Genomic DNA, 15148 nt, shown 5'->3' with positions numbered 1-15148 from the left:
AGAGTCCGGGCCGACGGGCCGGCACAATGTTTCACGTGAATCCAGAGCCGGGTGCCGAGATCCATTCCACCGATCCGTTCGCGACGCCGTCCGCGCAGCGCTCACCGGCACGCCGGCTGCGGGGTCGGCTGGCCGCGCCGGTGACGCTCTGGACCGCTCCCGGCCCGGCCGGGCTGACCGTGTCGTCCACGTTGCTGGCCGAGGGCGAGCCGGACCGGCTGCTGGGCCTGATCGACCCGGAGTCGGACCTGTGGGCGGCGATCGAGGAGGCCGGGCGGTTCGCTGTGGCCCTGCTGGGCCCGCGTCATCGGCAGCTCGCGGACCGCTTCGCCGGCCTGTTCCCGTCACCCGGCGGCCTGTTCGCCCTCGACACCTGGGCCGAAACGCCGTACGGGCCGGTGCCTGCGGACGCCGGCGGGTGGTCGGGGTGCCGGCTCGACGCCGCCCGGGAGTACGGCTGGGGCCTGCTTGTCGAGGCCACCATCGAGTCCGTCACCGTCACCGACGACACCCCCGCCCTCCTGCACTACCGAGGCCACTACCGCGAGCTGACCACCTAGGCATGCGGCACCCGCCGCCATCCCGTTGGTCATGAGGTGATTGCCGCTACGTCAGCCGGTAAGCGGAGTGACCTGGGTCACTCGGCGCAGCCAGGCGACCGCTCGGCGCACTCGACGACCGGTGTCGATCTCACCCTTCCACCTCGGGGAGCGCGCTCTTTACGGTGCGCGAAACTCCTCTGACGCCTGTGAAGGTGGTGATCCACAGATGTCCACGGACACACCCGCTCCGGCCGCTTCCCAGTCGGACAAGTACCTGGCCGTACAACGGTCGGACGAGTTCGCCGGGCTGCGGCGAGCGCTGCGCGGCTTCGTCTTCCCGATGACCGTCGCGTTCTTCCTGTGGTATGCGCTCTACGTCATTCTCTCCGCGTACGCCCGGGACTTCATGGGCACGAAGCTGTTCGGCAGCAACATCAACGTCGCGCTGGTCTTCGGCCTGCTCCAGTTCGTCTCCACGTTCCTGATCGCCTGGCTCTACTCCCGGTACGCGGACCGGAAGATCGACCCCATCGCTGACCGGATCCGCGCCGAGATCGGGGAGGTGACCCGTGAAGACGGTTCACGCGGTTGAGACGTTCCTCGCTGCGGAGGCGGGTAACCACACCGCCCGCAACCTGACCATCACGCTGTTCCTGGTCTTCGTGGCGGTGACCCTGGCCATCACCATCTGGGCCAGCCGGCAGACCAAGACGGCTACCGACTTCTACGCGGGTGGCCGGTCGTTCTCCGGCTTCCAGAACGGCATGGCGATCGGCGGCGACTACATGTCTGCTGCCTCGTTCCTCGGTATCGCCGGCATGATCGCCCTCTACGGCTACGACGGCTTCCTCTACTCCATCGGGTTCCTGGTCGCCTGGCTGGTGGCCCTGCTGTTGGTCGCGGAGCTGCTTCGCAACTCGGGCCGGTACACGATGGCGGACGTGCTGGCCTTCCGGATGCGGCAGCGTCCGGTGCGTACGGCGGCGGCGGTCTCCACCATCACGGTGTCGATCTTCTACCTGCTGGCGCAGATGGTGGGCGCGGGCGCGCTTGTCGCGCTGCTGCTGGGCATCCGGCCGGGGACGACCTTCCTCGGCATGGACGCGGCCACCGCCAAGGTGGCCACCATCATCATGGTCGGCGCCCTGATGATCATCTACGTCACCGTGGGCGGCATGAAGGGCACCACCTACGTGCAGATCGTCAAGGCGTTCCTGCTGATGGGCGGCGCGACGCTCATGACGGTGCTGGTGCTGGCGAAGTACAACTTCAACCTGTCGGAGCTGCTCGGTGCCGCTGCGGCCTCCTCCGGCAAGGGCGACGCGCTCCTCGGACCAGGGTTGCGCTACGGGGTCGAGGTGGCCGGCGACGCGACACAGACCTTCTACAACAAGATGGACCTGCTCTCGCTCGGCATCGCGCTGGTGCTCGGCACCGCCGGTCTGCCGCACATCCTGATCCGCTTCTACACCGTGCCGACCGCGAAGGCGGCCCGCAAGAGCGTGCTCTGGGCGATCGGCATCATCGGCACCTTCTACCTGCTCACCCTGGCCCTCGGCTTCGGTGCGGCGGCGCTGGTGGGCAGTGAGGCGATCACCGCGCAGGACAAGGCCGGCAACACCGCCGCGCCGCAGTTGGCCGAGGCACTCGGCATCGACTTCTTCGGCGGCGACCTAGGAGGGGCGGCCCTGCTGGCGATCATCGCAGCGGTCGCCTTCGCCACCATCCTGGCGGTGGTCGCCGGGTTGACCCTGGCCTCCTCCTCCAGCCTGGCGCACGACTTCTACGCGAACGTCATGAAGCGGGGAGAGGCGTCGGAGCGGCAGGAGGTGCGGGTCGCCCGGATCTCCGCCCTGGTGATCGGCGCGGTGTCGATCCTCCTGTCGATCTACGCGCAGAACCTCAACGTGGCGTTCCTCGTGGCGCTGGCCTTCGCGGTCGCCGCGTCGGGCAACCTGCCGGCGATCCTCTACAGCCTCTTCTGGCGGCGGTTCAACACCTCCGGAGCGGTGTGGGCGATCTACGGCGGTCTGCTCTCGGCCGTACTCCTGGTGTTCTTCTCGCCCGTGGTCTCCGGAGCGGCGACCTCGATGTTCCCGGACCACGACTGGCAGTGGTTCCCGCTGTCCAACCCGGGCATCCTCTCGATCCCGTTCGGCTTCCTGTGCGGGTGGATCGGCACCGTCATCTCCAAGGAGCACGACGAGGACAAGTACGCGGAGCTGGAGGTCCGCGCCCTGACCGGCGCCGGCGCTCACTGATCCGCGCGCGTTCGTAGGAAAGGGCCCCCGGCGGCGGGGGTCCTTTCCGCGCGAATGGGGATCGGTAGGCTGACCGGTATGAAGGTTGCTGAGCGATTCGGAACTGGTCACCGCGTTCTCGTCACCGGCGGCGCCGGTTTCGTTCCCTCACACCTGGTGGACTCGCTTATCGCCCGAGGCTGCACGGTGGTGGCGCTCGACAACTTCGTGACCGGCTCCAAGGAGAACGTCGCCCACCTGCTGGACCTGCCGACCTTCACACTTGTCGAGGCGGACATCTCCGACGGCCTGCCGACCGACCACCCGGCGCTCGCGCAGCGGTTCGACGCGATCCTGCACATGGCCTCGCCGGCAAGCCCCACCGACTTCGCCCAACTACCTGTGGAGATCCTCCGGGTCGGCTCGGTGGGCACCCTGCACCTGCTGGAGCGCGCGGCCGCCGACGGCGCCCGGTTCCTGATGGCCTCCACCTCCGAGGCGTACGGGGACCCGAAGGAGCACCCGCAGCGCGAGACCTACTGGGGCAACGTCAACCCGATCGGGGTACGCAGCGTCTACGACGAGGCGAAGCGCTTCTCCGAGGCGGCCACCATGGCGTACCACCGCTACCGGGGGCTCGACGCGGCGATCGTCCGGATCTTCAACACGTACGGCCCGCGGATGCGCCCGGATGACGGGCGGGCCATCCCGACCTTCATCTCCCAGGCGCTGCGCAGCGAGCCGATCACCGTGCACGGCACCGGCAACCAGACCCGGTCGATCTGTTTCGTCGAGGACCTGGTGCGGGGCATCCTGCTGCTGCTCGACTCGACCGAGACCGGCCCGGTCAACTGCGGCACCGAACACGAGCTCACCATGCGACAACTGGCCGAGTTGATCGTGTCACTCTCCGGAAGCACGTCCGAGGTGACCTACGTCACTCGAAGCGCCGACGACCCCGAGATGCGGCGGCCGGATCTGACCCTCGCCCGGGAGTTGCTCGGATACGAGCCGATGGTGGCGCCCGAAGACGGCCTGCGACGCACGATCGAGCACTTCCGGGCGCGGCTAGGGTAACCGCCGCCCCACGGAGCGCCGATCGCTGAGTGTCGCCTGGGGGCGGGAGTGGCTCTCGCTACGTACCCTGAATTACATGTCAGCCACCTCTGCCGGCGCTCCGCAGCCGTACCTGAACCGCAGCGCCGGGCGCGCCTCGGTGCCCGGCCCCGACAGGCGTGCCTCCGGGCGCGCCCGTCCGTCGGAGGCGCGCTCGTACCCGTCGCGCGACGATGACCGAGGCGGCCCGGCAGGGCCGCGAGGGCCTGGTGGCCCGGGCGGCGTCGGCGGTTCGGGACGGCGTGGTCCACGGCCACGCTGGGGGCGCATCGCCCTGGTGGCCGGGATCGCGGTGCTGGTCCTGGCGCTGCTCGGCGGCCTCGGTGCCTGGATGTACGCACGCAACCTCAACAACGACCTGGCCCGGACCGACCCGTTCGCGGAGATCACCGGCGGTCGGCCGGCCAAGGCCGTCGACGGCGCGTTCAACATCCTCCTGGTCGGCAGCGACTCCCGGGACCCGGACGCGCCTGTCGACACCAAGAGCCAGTGGCGAGCCGACACGATCATCGTGATGCACATTCCGGCCGACCACCAGAAGGCGTACCTGGTCTCCATCCCGCGTGACCTCTACGTGCCGATCCCGCAGAGCGCCGGCGCGGACTGCGGTTCCGGCGAACGCGCCAAGATCAACGCGGCCTTCGCGTTCGGCGGGCTGCCGCTGGCGGTCCGCACCGTGGAGTGCTTCACCGACGTGCGGATCGACCACGTGATGGCTATCGACTTCGGCGGCTTCAAGGAGGTCACGGACGCCCTCGGCGGTGTCGACCTGAAGGTGGAGCGGACGATCACCTCGATCCACAAGCCGTACCGGACGTTCACAAAGGGCACCAACCACATGGACGGCGCGGAGGCGCTGGACTGGATCCGGCAGCGCAAGCAGTTCCCGGATGGCGACTTCGCCCGGATGCGGCACCAGCAGGAGTTCCTGCGGGCGCTCATGGACAAGGCGGCGAGCACCGGCACGCTTGCGAACCCCAAGAAGCTCAACGACTTCCTCAAGTCGGTGACAGCGGCCGTCACGGTCGACCAGGAATTCTCGTTGACCGACATGGCAGTGCAGTTCCGCAACCTGCGCGGGCAGAACCTCACGTTCCTGACCAGCCCTAACGCGGGCAGCGACACGATCAACGGCGAGTCGGTGGTGGTCTCCGACCGGGAGAAGGCCCTGGAGATGTACAAGGCCATGTCGGCGGACACCATGGCGGACTGGGTCAAGGCCAACCCGCCGAAGAGCACCGACGGCGGCTGACCGCAGCGGGCCGGGCGGTCCGGCGGTACGACGGCCGACAGCTCCCGCGTCACCAGCCGTTCAGCCGATCGAACAGCAACGATCGACCGGATCTGAGAAATCCGACGTCCGGATTGACACGAGAAGAACTCGCCAAGTCGATTTCACATACGTAGAGTGGTGCCGCCCCATCCTGATCACGAGCTGGAGCACGAATGCCGGTTCAGGCCAGCCGACGCCCATCCTCCACCGCTTCGAGCGGTCGGATCGCCGCGTCCATACCGGTGCAGCCGGGCCCGTCGGGCGGTGGGCCGGGTGGCCGTCCGCCAGGTGACAGTGGCGGCGGTCGGTCCGGCGGCGGGAAGGGGTCGGCGAGGAAGCGGCCCCGGCGCAAGGATCCGCTCTGGGCGCGACTGACCGTGATCTTCGGCGCGGTGCTGATGCTCACCAGCGGGGTGGGCATCGTCGGCGGCAAGGTGCTTATCGGCCAGGCGACCGGCGACATCGCACAGCGCGACCTGCTCGGTGGTGCCAGCAAGTCCGACGCCGAGGGCGGCGCGAGCCTGGACGGCCCGATCGACATGCTGCTGCTCGGCGTGGACGCGCGGGAGCGCTGGGCCGCCGATGACGTCCGTTCGGACAGCATCATCATCCTGCACATTCCGGCCACGCACGACCAGGCGTACCTGATCTCCATCCCTCGGGACACCCAGGCGCAGATCCCCGCCTTCCCGAAGAGCGGCTACCAGGGCGGCACCGGGAAGATCAATGGCGCGTTCCAGGCCGGCGCCGCCAACGGCGGCGGCTGGGAGGGCGGCGCCCAGCTGATGGCGCAGACGATCAAGCGGCTCACCGGGATCAGCTTCGACGGTGCCGCGATCATCAACTTCGGTGGCTTCAAGAACGTCATCGACACGCTCGGCACGGTGCGGATCTGCGTGAGCCAAGAGGTCGAGTCGCTGCACATGTCGTACGTCGACGGCAAGCCGATGTGGAACGCGGACGCCAAGAAGACCGGCAAGCCGAGGACCCCTGTGGTGCACAAGAAGGGTTGCCAGGAGATGGAGGGCTGGGCGGCCCTGGACTACTCCCGGCAGCGCAAGACCCTGCGTAACGGTGACTACGACCGGCAGCAGAACCAGCAGCAACTGATCAAGGCGATGGCCAAGAAGGCCACCGACGGCGGCATGCTCACCAACCCGGCGAAGATGCAGCAGCTGATCAAGGCGGCCGGCAAGGCGTTCGTGCTGGACACCGGCGGCACGTCGATCGAGAACTTCATCTACACCATGCGCGGGGTGACCGCGAACGAGCTGACCATGCTCAAGACGAACAACGGCACCTTCCACAGCACCGGCAGCGGCACCGAGGCGCTCAGCGAACAGACGATGGCCATGTTCCGGGCCATCAAACAGGACAAGCTCGCCGAGTTCGTCTTCGCCAACCCCGAGGTGATCTCTACCCGCAAGTGAGCGGGCGATGTCGCGGAAAGCCCGCGACGGTACCGTCACCGACCGTAGCCTGACGTGAGCAGGTTTCACGTAACGGCTACGGGGAGGCGGACACGTCCAGGTCCGGACGGAACGCGGTGGGCCGGGACGGCGACGCCCGATCCGCCCGATCGCGTCGCGCCCGTGGTCCACGGATCATGCTCGGCGTCGGCCTGACCCTCGTCCTGCTGGCCGGGCTCGCCGTGGTCGGCCTCAAGACGCTCACCCACCGGTACGACCGCTCGGTGACAAAGGAACAACTGCTCGACACCGACGCCCGCAGCGACCGCACCGACCTGGACGGGCCACTCAACTACCTACTCATCGGCACCGACCGGCGTGCCGGCAGCAGCGAACCCGACCAGCGCTCGGACACCATCCTCATCGTGCACGTGCCCGCTGGCCGCCACGAGGCGTACCTGGTCTCCATCCCGCGTGACCTGCTGGTCGCCATCCCGCCCGTGAACGGCTTCGGCGGCGGTCCAGACAAGATCAATGCGGCGTACGAGCACGGTGGCGGTGGGCAGGCCGGCACCCAACTCCTCTCCGCCACCCTCAACCGGCTCACCGGCATCCGCTTCGACGGCGCGGCGCTTGTCGACTTCTCCGGCTTCCGGAAGGTCATCGACCTGCTCGGCGGCGTACAGATGTGCGTGGACACCGAGGTCCGCTCGATCCACACCAGCCGGGTGTTCCCCACCGGCTGCCAGCGGATGGACGGCGCGCAGGCGCTGGACTACGTACGGCAGCGCTATGACCTGCCCGGCGGCGACTACGACAGGCAGCGCCACCAGCAGCAGTTGCTCCGGGCGATGCTGGACAGCGCCGGCCAGGCGGACCTGCGCACCAACCCGGTGAAACTGGACCAGGTGCTCCGGGCGGTCGGCGGCTCGCTGACTGTCGACACCAACGGCGTACCCCTTGAGGACCTGCTCCTCACGCTGCGCGCCCTGCCGCCCGACGGAATGCGCGGCGTCCAGGTGCCCTCGTCCCCGCAGACCATCGACGGGGTCTCGTACGTGGTGCTCGACAACGGCGGCAACGGGCTGTTCGAAGCCGTCCGCGGCACCCGACTGCCCGCCTGGGTGCAGGCCAACCCGCGCTGGGTCACGCGGTTGTGATGGTATCGACGGCCCGGTCGGCACCGAACCGGCCGACGAGGATCTAGTGTTGTTTCCTGTGTTCGGACCCCAGGTTCCCACCGTGCCCGTGACCGAGATCGCCGACGACACCTACCTGCTCGACGTGCGGGAGGATGACGAATGGGCGGCGGGCCATGCCCCCAACGCCCACCACCTGCCGATGATGGAACTGCCAGCCCGGCTCGCCGAGGTGCCCACCGACCAGGATGTGGCGGTCGTCTGCCGCTCCGGCGGTCGCTCCGCCCAGGTCGTCGCCTACCTGGTCAACAACGGCTGGGACCGGGTGCGCAACGCCGACGGCGGAATGCGCCAGTGGGCTGCCGTCGGCCGCCCGGTGGTCGACGGGAACGGACAGCCCGGCCAGGTCATCTGAGGCCGCCGACATGGGCGGCCCTCTGGTCTTCGCGCACCGCGGCGCCTCGTACGATCTTCCGGAGCACACCCTCGCCGCCTATCTGCGCGCCCTCGACGAGGGTGCCGACGGGCTGGAATGTGACGTCCGGCTGACCCGGGACGGGCACCTGGTCTGTGTCCACGACAGGCGTCTGGACCGCACCAGCAACGGCAGGGGTCTGGTCAGCGCGCGTACGCTCGCCGAACTGGAGGCGCTCGACTTCGGCTCCTGGCATCCCGGCAGCGCGCCGAGCGGCGACCTGCCGCCCGACGAGTCGCACACCCGGCTGCTGACACTGGCTCGGCTGCTCGACGCCGTGTTGGCCGCCGGGCGGCCGGTCCGGCTGCTCGTGGAGACCAAACACCCGTCCCGCTACGGCTCGAACGTGGAGCGGCGGCTTGTCGCCCTGCTGCGGGCGTACGGGCTGGCCGACCCGGCGCCGGACGACCCGGTCCAGGTCACCGTGATGTCGTTCTCCCCGCTGGCGATCCGGCGGGTCCGGGAGTTGGCTCCGACGCTGCCCACCGTGCTGCTGCTGGAGGTGCTGCCGCCCTGGTGGCCGGCGGGCCGACTGCCGTTCGGCGCCCGCATCGCCGGGCCGGGCATCGGCCTGCTCCGGGCCCGCCCGCAGTTGCTGCCCGCGCTCCGCGCCGCAGGCAACCAGGTGTACGTCTGGACGGTGAACGAGCCGGCCGACCTGGAGTTGGTGCTGGCCGCCGAGGTGGACGGGATCATCACCGACCGGCCGGCGCACGCGCTCGCCCGACGGGACCGCTGATCGGCATCGACAGGGGGTGCCGGAAGTCGGGTCGCCGGTGCAGACTCGGCACATGCCGGAGCGTATCGATTTCCCCGCTCTCATCGCCGGCCACACTGTCGTCATCGAGATGATCAACTCTGGGGACGCAGGGCTGCCGGTCCTCACCCAGCTGCTCAGGGCGGCCCAGCCGGCGCTCGGCGCGACAGGTATGGCGTTCGTCGAGTTCGGCCCGACCGGTGGCCGGGTGATCGCGGCGACCGGCGCGGTGGAGTGGGCCCTCGGTCGCCCGCTGGCGGCGGACGACCCGGACACCGTCTGCCTACTCTCCGGGCCACGCGTGCGACAGGTCCACGTGGACGACCTCAACGGCAAGCTCGCCGGCGAGTTGACCGGCAGCGACGTACGCCGGATGGTGGTGTCCCGGGCCGAGATCGGCGGGCACACCGTCGGCAGTCTGCACGCCTTCTATCCCGATGAGGACGAGCCGGGCGACGAGCAGCAGGGGGTGGTGACCTACCTCGCCTCGTGCGTCGGGCACATGTACGGCGACCAGAGCGGGCTGCCGGTGCACGGCGACGGGCCTGTGGTGGCGGCGCTCGCCGACGGGCTGGCCGTTGTCGACCGCGAGGGGCACGTCCGGCTCTGGAACCCGGCCGCCGCCCAGGTCACCGGTCGGTCGGCCGAGCAGGCGCTGAGCCGCCCGCTGCCGCTGCCCCTGCCGCCCTCCGGCCAGGTCCGCGACCACCGCCTGCCCGACGGGCGCTGGCTGCGGATCACCTCCGGCGAACTGCCCGGCCCTGGCGCGCTGCGGGTGGTCACCTTCCGCGACATCACCGACCAGCAGCGCCGCGATCACGACCGGGACCTGTTCGTCGCGGTGACAAGCCACGAGCTGCGCACCCCGGTCACGGTGATCAAGGGGTACGCGGACACCCTCACCGACCACTGGGATTCGCTAAACGACGCCGACCGCCGGCAGGCCGCCCGGGTGATCGGGCAGCGCGCCAACGAGCTGGCCCGGCTGGTCGACCGGCTGCTCTCCTCGGCCGCGGAGACCGGCCCCGGCGACGACCCGCCCAGCCCGTTCGACCTCGGTGAGGCACTGCGGACCGCCGTCGTCGACCTGCCGGCGGAGCTGCGCCGACGCCTGGTGCTGCGCCTCCCCGCCGACCTGCCCAAGGCGCTCGGCCACCGACCCAGCCTGACCACCGTGCTTACCGAGCTGGTGACAAACGCGGGCAAGTACGCGCCTCCGGGCTCCCCCATCGAGATCACCGCCGGGGTCGACGGTCAGCTCGTCGGTTTCCGGGTCAGCGACCGGGGCATCGGCATCCGCCCCGAGCACGTGGAGCGGGCGTTCGACAGGTTCTGGCAGGGCGAGTCCGGCGACCGACGCGGCTACCCGGGTGCAGGGCTCGGCCTCTATCTCGTCCGCCGAATCGTTGAACAGCAGAATGGATGGGTATCCCTACGTCCAAGGACCGACGGCGGTACGGTCGCAGAGGTGCGGCTGCCGCGCGGTTGACCGACGGCGGCGCGACGTGGAGGCGACGGTGGCAGTGGGGGATCGAGCGTGGTGCGTGGTGGTTCCGCACCACGCAGCCGGCGCACGGCTGGCCCGGCACCGACTGGCTGACGAGCTGGCGGACGTCGTACCCCCGACGCTTCTCGCGGACCTGATCGCGGTGCTCGCCGAGCTGGTGGGCAACTCGGTGCGGCACGCCCGGCCGCTGCCCGGCGGCGTGGTCCGGGTGGCCTGGCGGTTGCGGCCCTCGGCCGCGGGCCCACGGATACAGTTGCGGGTGACCGACGGTGGCGCCAGCACCGGGCCACGAATCCGGACGGCCAACCCGGACGCCGCCGACGGGCGCGGGCTGCACATCGTGGCCGGGCTGGCCACCCGCTGGGGTGTCGAGCGCGACGGCATGGGTCAGCGCGTGTGGGCGGAGTTCGACCCGACCGCGACGACCCGCCCCGACCTGGTGCCGGCGGGCTGAACGACGACGCGGGTGGGTCCCCGGCCCACGACGACCCGACGGGCCTCTAGGCTGTGACGCCGTGAGCAAGCGTCGAAAGAGCCAGCGCGCCGCCGTCGACACCGCCCCCCGGAAGGACAAGGTGCGGGACGTCTTCGTGCCGCGACCGTTCGAGGGGCTTGTCGACGAGCCCGAGTGGATCGCGCTGCGTGAACTGGTGCCCGCCGCGTCCGCGCCGCTGCGGCTGGCGCCCGCCGTCGTCGAGGAGTTCGGGGACCGGCCGGTCACGCTGGCCACGGTGCTGCCGATGGCCGCACCGGCGGTGAGCAAACCGGACGGCCGGGTGCTCATCGGCCTGCAGCGTCACCAGCAGTCCGGCGACGTCTCCCGCGACCTGGCCGACGCGCTGCTCTGCGCGCTGCGGGCCGAGCCGGGCGGTCAGGTGGCCGTACCGCCGCTGCCCGGCCCCGGCCCCCGACTCCAGGACATCCTTGTGGACGGCCCGCTGGAGATCACCATGCACGACGGGTTCGAGTTCTGGCTCGACCCCGGCGCGGCGGACGACCCGACGGTCCAGGCGTCGCTGGAGCGGGCGAACGCCGCCATCTACCCGACGGTGCGGCTGGCTGCGGCGAAGGCCGCGTACTGGTGCCAGGTCCCGGAGAAGGCACACGTGCGCTGGGTCCTGCCGGACGACGAGGACGCCGCCCTGGACGCGCTTGCCCGGCTCGGCGCGGCCGGCACGTTGACGCTCGGCGAGCAGACCAAGTTCGCCGGCATGTTCCGGGCGCACGGTCGGCTGGTGCCGGTCTGGGACCTGCCGGAGCACACTCCGGCGGCCGACTGGGAGGACCCGGTCGCGCAGTTCGCCAAGCGTTACGCGGAGGCGCTCGCCGCCACCGACCCGCTGGACGCCGCCGGCCGCCGGGCCCGCCAAGGGCTGCTCGGCCGCCAGCTCACGCTCCGCTGAGACGTTAGGAGGGGCCCCTTGTTATGCATCAGGCGTTAACAGGGGGCCCTTCCTTCAGCGAGTCGCGGACCATTGGGCAGGACATGCAGCGGGGGCCGCCCCGGCCGGAGCCCAGCTCCGAGCCGGCGATCGGGATGAGCTCGATGCCGGCCCGCTCCAACTGCGCGTTGGTCGCGGTGTTGCGTTCGTAGCCGACGCAGAGGCGGGGTGCCAGGGCGAGGGTGTTGTTGCCGTCGTCCCACTGCTCACGTTCCGCGGTGACCGGGTCCAGCCCGGTGTCGATGACCCGGAGTTGGTCGAGGTCCATCGCGTCGGCGGCGGCCCGCAGGAAGGGCGCGGGGCCGTCCACCCGCGGGTCCTCGCCGTCCGCGCCGGCGATCACTGTGTACGCCGAGAGCGTGCTGGCGATGTTGGGATACATCAGCACCGCGTCCACGTCGACCATCGTGCAGACGGTGTCCAGGTGCATGGTGGCGCGCTCCTGGGCGATCGGCACCACAAGGATGGTGTGGGCCAGCCCGGCGGCGAAGACCTGCCGGCCGAGGCGTTCCGCGCCGGCAGGTGTGGTCCGCTCGCCCACCCCGACCGCGAGCACGCCCGGGGCGAGCAGCAGCACGTCCCCGCCCTCCAGGTGTTCGAGGTGGGGACGGTAGACGAACTCGGTGCCGGCGAAGCGCGGATGGTGGCGGTAGATGGCGTCGGTGAGCGTGGTTTCCCGCCGGCGGGCCGGCATGGCCAGGCTCGTGACGCCGACCCGGTCGCCGATCCACAGCGACGAGTCCCGGGTGAACAGCAGGTTCGGCAGCGGGTCGATGACGAAGTCATGCCGGTCCATAAGGGTGTAGACCAAGCCGCCCGGCCGCTCCGAGCTGATCCGCAGCTCCTCGTGGGCGAGCCCGGCGATGAGCACGTCGGCCAGCGCGACCGGGTCCAGGTAGGCGAGGTGGTCGGCGACCCGGGCGCGCAGGGTGTCGCCGAGCCGGCGGGAACGCAGCACCTGCTCGGTGAGTTCGGCCCGGGCGTCGGCGACGGCGAGCGTCTCGGCCAGCAGGGTGGCCAGATAAAGCACCTCGACGCCGCGCTCGCGCAGCGCGGCGGCGAACGCGTCGTGCTCCTCCTGGGCGCGGCCCACCCAGGGGATCGCGTCGAACAGGAGCGAGTCGTTGTTGCGGGGGGTGAGCCGGGCCAGTTCCGGGCCGGGTCGGTGCAGGAGCACGGTGCCGAGCCGGCCGACTTCACTGTCGACGTAGTGGGTCACCCCCGCAGCGTAGGGCAGGGTTTAGCGGCATCCGAGAAAAGAACTGTGGATGAATATGGCATTCATCCGTAGTCACTCCGGCGCTCCGGCTTGCCGAACACCGGGAGTAGCAACGTAGGGTAGTGAGGACATAACTTCGAGGGACCTTTTGCCGGAGGTCGCGATGACTGTCTTTCCCGCACGACGAGCCGTACCGACCGCCCGGGCACTGCCGCCCGTCGCGGTGCCCCACCCCCGCGTCGAGTCGCCGGGGGTTCTCGAACCGATCCGTCCGACACCTCTCGCCTGGGCTCGGCGCCGCCGTGCCGAGCGGGGAGCCCGTCGGCTGGAGGCGGCCGGAGCGCGGGCGCTCGGCCAGCTCGACCACCTCGGGCCGGCCTGGCACGTCGTCGAGTGGCCCCGCACCGACGTGGCGGACGCTCTGCTCGACCGCCCTCAGGACGAACGCGCCGGGTTCCTCGCCATCGGTCCGAGCGGCCTGTTCGCGGTGACCATCGCCGACCACGGCCGCGCCCGGGTGCTCGTCGCCGGGGACGTGGTGCAGATCAACGGCAAGCGGCCCCCGTACGTGGCCGAGGCCCGTCGGGACGCCAAGCGGGCCAGTAAGGCCCTCAGCGACGCGGTGGGGCTCACCATCCCGGTGTCGCCGGTGCTGACCTTCGTGGGCTCCGGCGTGATCAGCGTCTACGGCCTTCCGAAGGACTGTCTGATGGCCACCCACCGGGAGCTGGACCGGCTCCTCGTGGCCGGTGGAAACCGGATCAGCCCTGCCACGGCCGAGAAGCTGTCCCGGGTCGCGCAGCACCCCAGCACCTGGCTGAAGGGCACGTACCGTCCAACAGCCGACTACCGGTGGTACGACGAGGGCCGAACGGCCGCTGACAAGCCGGCCCACCACCGGTAACGTCACCGGCGACGCCACGCGGCCCCGGTTACCCGCCCCCCACCGGCTCCCGCGCCGTCACCGACCGCCCCGCGGCGTCAGGCTGCGCGGCCCGGTGACCCGGTGCGCTCGGTGGTCCCGTCGGTGACCGGCTAGCGTGGACAGTCCGTCGGTGTACATAGGAGGCTCGGTGGCCCACGTCGAACTCTCGCTGTCGGAAGTGTTCGTGCCAACGGCGCGGGCCTCGACAGAGCTGGGGTCCGACAACCTGGGTCAGTGGTCCTCGACAGTCTGCCGGGCCGACGAGCCGTGTCTGCTGATCGACGCCGACACCCTTGTGGTGGCCATCTCCGCTGCCGGCTGCGAGCTGCTCTGCCTGGGCGAGCCGGCTGGCCTGATCGGGCGACCGCTGCTCAACGGTGGGCTGCGCCTGCTCGACTTCACTGCCAACCGGGGCGAGCTGACCGAGGCCGAGGTCGACAAGATCCCGCCCCTGCTCGCGCTCTCCTCCGGCCGGCTCGCCCGTGGGCTGCTCCGGGTGCAGGCCGCCTCGGCGGACAGCTCCGACGCGACTGTCGACGCGATCTCCACCCCGGTGCACGCCAACGGTGCCGTGGCAGGGTCACTCACCTTCTTCTCCGAGGTCTGACCTGCGGCGGAGTGTGGTGTTCGCCGCACGCGGCGAAGTCGGCGTGAGCCCATACCAACGCCGTAAGGTGCCCTCATGCTCGATATCGCTCTGCTGCCGGGGGAGTACGCCGTGTGCCGGTTGGCCGCCGGCGCCACCCTGCCGTACGCGCTGTCGAGCGAGCTGGGCCGCGCCGACGTGGTCTCCGTGAGCTGGACCGCCGACGGGATGTCGGTGATCTGCCCGACCGACCGCGCTCCGGCGCATGCGGTGGTGGAGACCTCCTGGCGCTGCCTGAAGGTCGCCGACTCGGGGGTGGCCACCACGGGAACGCTTGCGGCACTCGTCGGCCCGCTCGCCGAGGCACGGGTCAGCGTGGTCACGTTCTCCACCTTCGACACCGACTATCTGCTGGTGCCGACCGTCCGGCTGGCCGAGGGCACGGCCGCCCTGGAGCGAGCCGGGCACCGACTCCTCGGCTGATCTTCACCCGGCCGGCCGCTCGCCCTACGATGGGC

15 protein-coding genes and 1 pseudogene are annotated in these 15148 nt (G+C 70.5%); 15 read left to right on the top strand and 1 reads right to left on the bottom strand.

Annotation, left to right across the window (positions count from 1 at the left end):
* Positions 1-14: 14 nt before the first annotated feature.
* The 12 genes and pseudogenes from ACFY2Q_RS03965 to ACFY2Q_RS03910 all read left to right on the top strand — a co-directional run.
* A pseudogene (locus ACFY2Q_RS03965) lies at positions 15-560 on the top strand (flavin reductase family protein); the annotation flags it as partial.
* Positions 561-768: 208 nt separating this feature from the next.
* A complete protein-coding gene (locus tag ACFY2Q_RS03960) occupies positions 769-1134 on the top strand; it encodes a DUF485 domain-containing protein (protein ID WP_088950720.1) in 366 nt (121 codons plus the stop codon).
* Positions 1112-2803 carry a cation acetate symporter gene (locus ACFY2Q_RS03955; protein ID WP_387127314.1) on the top strand — a complete coding sequence of 564 codons (1692 nt, stop codon included), beginning with the start codon at positions 1112-1114 and terminating at the stop codon, positions 2801-2803. The genes ACFY2Q_RS03960 and ACFY2Q_RS03955 overlap by 23 nt, the downstream gene beginning before the upstream one ends.
* Before the next feature lie 78 nt (positions 2804-2881).
* A complete protein-coding gene (locus ACFY2Q_RS03950; protein ID WP_387127312.1) occupies positions 2882-3859 on the top strand; it encodes an NAD-dependent epimerase/dehydratase family protein in 978 nt (325 codons plus the stop codon).
* Positions 3860-3935: 76 nt separating this feature from the next.
* The gene (locus ACFY2Q_RS03945; protein ID WP_387127309.1) at positions 3936-5150 is read left to right on the top strand and encodes an LCP family protein; all 1215 of its coding nucleotides are present in this window, start codon (positions 3936-3938) and stop codon (positions 5148-5150) included.
* Positions 5151-5344: 194 nt separating this feature from the next.
* Positions 5345-6601, top strand: coding sequence for an LCP family protein (locus tag ACFY2Q_RS03940; protein WP_387127306.1), 1257 nt, complete (start codon positions 5345-5347; stop codon positions 6599-6601).
* A gap of 176 nt (positions 6602-6777) precedes the next feature.
* On the top strand, positions 6778-7740 hold the full coding sequence (locus ACFY2Q_RS03935) for an LCP family protein (protein WP_387127304.1): 963 nt from the start codon (positions 6778-6780) through the stop codon (positions 7738-7740).
* A gap of 58 nt (positions 7741-7798) precedes the next feature.
* Complete coding sequence (locus ACFY2Q_RS03930; RefSeq protein WP_355587287.1) at positions 7799-8134, top strand: rhodanese-like domain-containing protein; 336 nt, start codon at positions 7799-7801, stop codon at positions 8132-8134.
* Positions 8135-8144: 10 nt separating this feature from the next.
* Positions 8145-8933, top strand: a complete 789-nt coding sequence (locus ACFY2Q_RS03925; protein WP_387127302.1) for a glycerophosphodiester phosphodiesterase — start codon at positions 8145-8147, stop codon at positions 8931-8933.
* Positions 8934-8985: 52 nt separating this feature from the next.
* Positions 8986-10440 (top strand): ATP-binding protein, encoded by a 1455-nt coding sequence (locus tag ACFY2Q_RS03920; protein ID WP_387127300.1) that lies wholly within the window; start codon positions 8986-8988, stop codon positions 10438-10440.
* Positions 10441-10495: 55 nt separating this feature from the next.
* A complete protein-coding gene (locus ACFY2Q_RS03915; RefSeq protein WP_387127600.1) occupies positions 10496-10912 on the top strand; it encodes an ATP-binding protein in 417 nt (138 codons plus the stop codon).
* Between the two features lie 61 nt (positions 10913-10973).
* Positions 10974-11861: a DUF5926 family protein gene (locus ACFY2Q_RS03910; protein ID WP_387127298.1), complete on the top strand. Its 888-nt coding sequence runs from the start codon at positions 10974-10976 to the stop codon at positions 11859-11861.
* Positions 11862-11889: 28 nt separating this feature from the next.
* Here ACFY2Q_RS03910 and ACFY2Q_RS03905 read toward each other — a convergent pair whose 3' ends face one another.
* Positions 11890-13119: an arginine deiminase gene (locus tag ACFY2Q_RS03905; protein WP_387127296.1), complete on the bottom strand. Its 1230-nt coding sequence runs from the start codon at positions 13117-13119 to the stop codon at positions 11890-11892.
* Between the two features lie 163 nt (positions 13120-13282).
* Here ACFY2Q_RS03905 and ACFY2Q_RS03900 point away from each other — a divergent pair, with 163 nt between their 5' ends.
* From ACFY2Q_RS03900 to ACFY2Q_RS03890, 3 genes are all read left to right on the top strand, one after another.
* Entirely contained in the window at positions 13283-14023 is a 741-nt protein-coding gene (locus tag ACFY2Q_RS03900; protein WP_387127294.1) for a hypothetical protein, read from the top strand.
* A gap of 169 nt (positions 14024-14192) precedes the next feature.
* Positions 14193-14651 (top strand): hypothetical protein, encoded by a 459-nt coding sequence (locus ACFY2Q_RS03895; RefSeq protein ID WP_387127293.1) that lies wholly within the window; start codon positions 14193-14195, stop codon positions 14649-14651.
* Positions 14652-14726: 75 nt separating this feature from the next.
* A complete protein-coding gene (locus tag ACFY2Q_RS03890; RefSeq protein ID WP_387127291.1) occupies positions 14727-15113 on the top strand; it encodes an ACT domain-containing protein in 387 nt (128 codons plus the stop codon).
* The last annotated feature ends 35 nt before the right edge of the window (positions 15114-15148 follow it).

This window comes from Micromonospora sp. NPDC000316, from assembly GCF_042898885.1.
Lineage (GTDB): Bacteria > Actinomycetota > Actinomycetes > Mycobacteriales > Micromonosporaceae > Micromonospora.
Note: the sequence above shows the minus strand (reverse complement) of the source record. Positions and strands in the feature narration are given on the sequence as shown.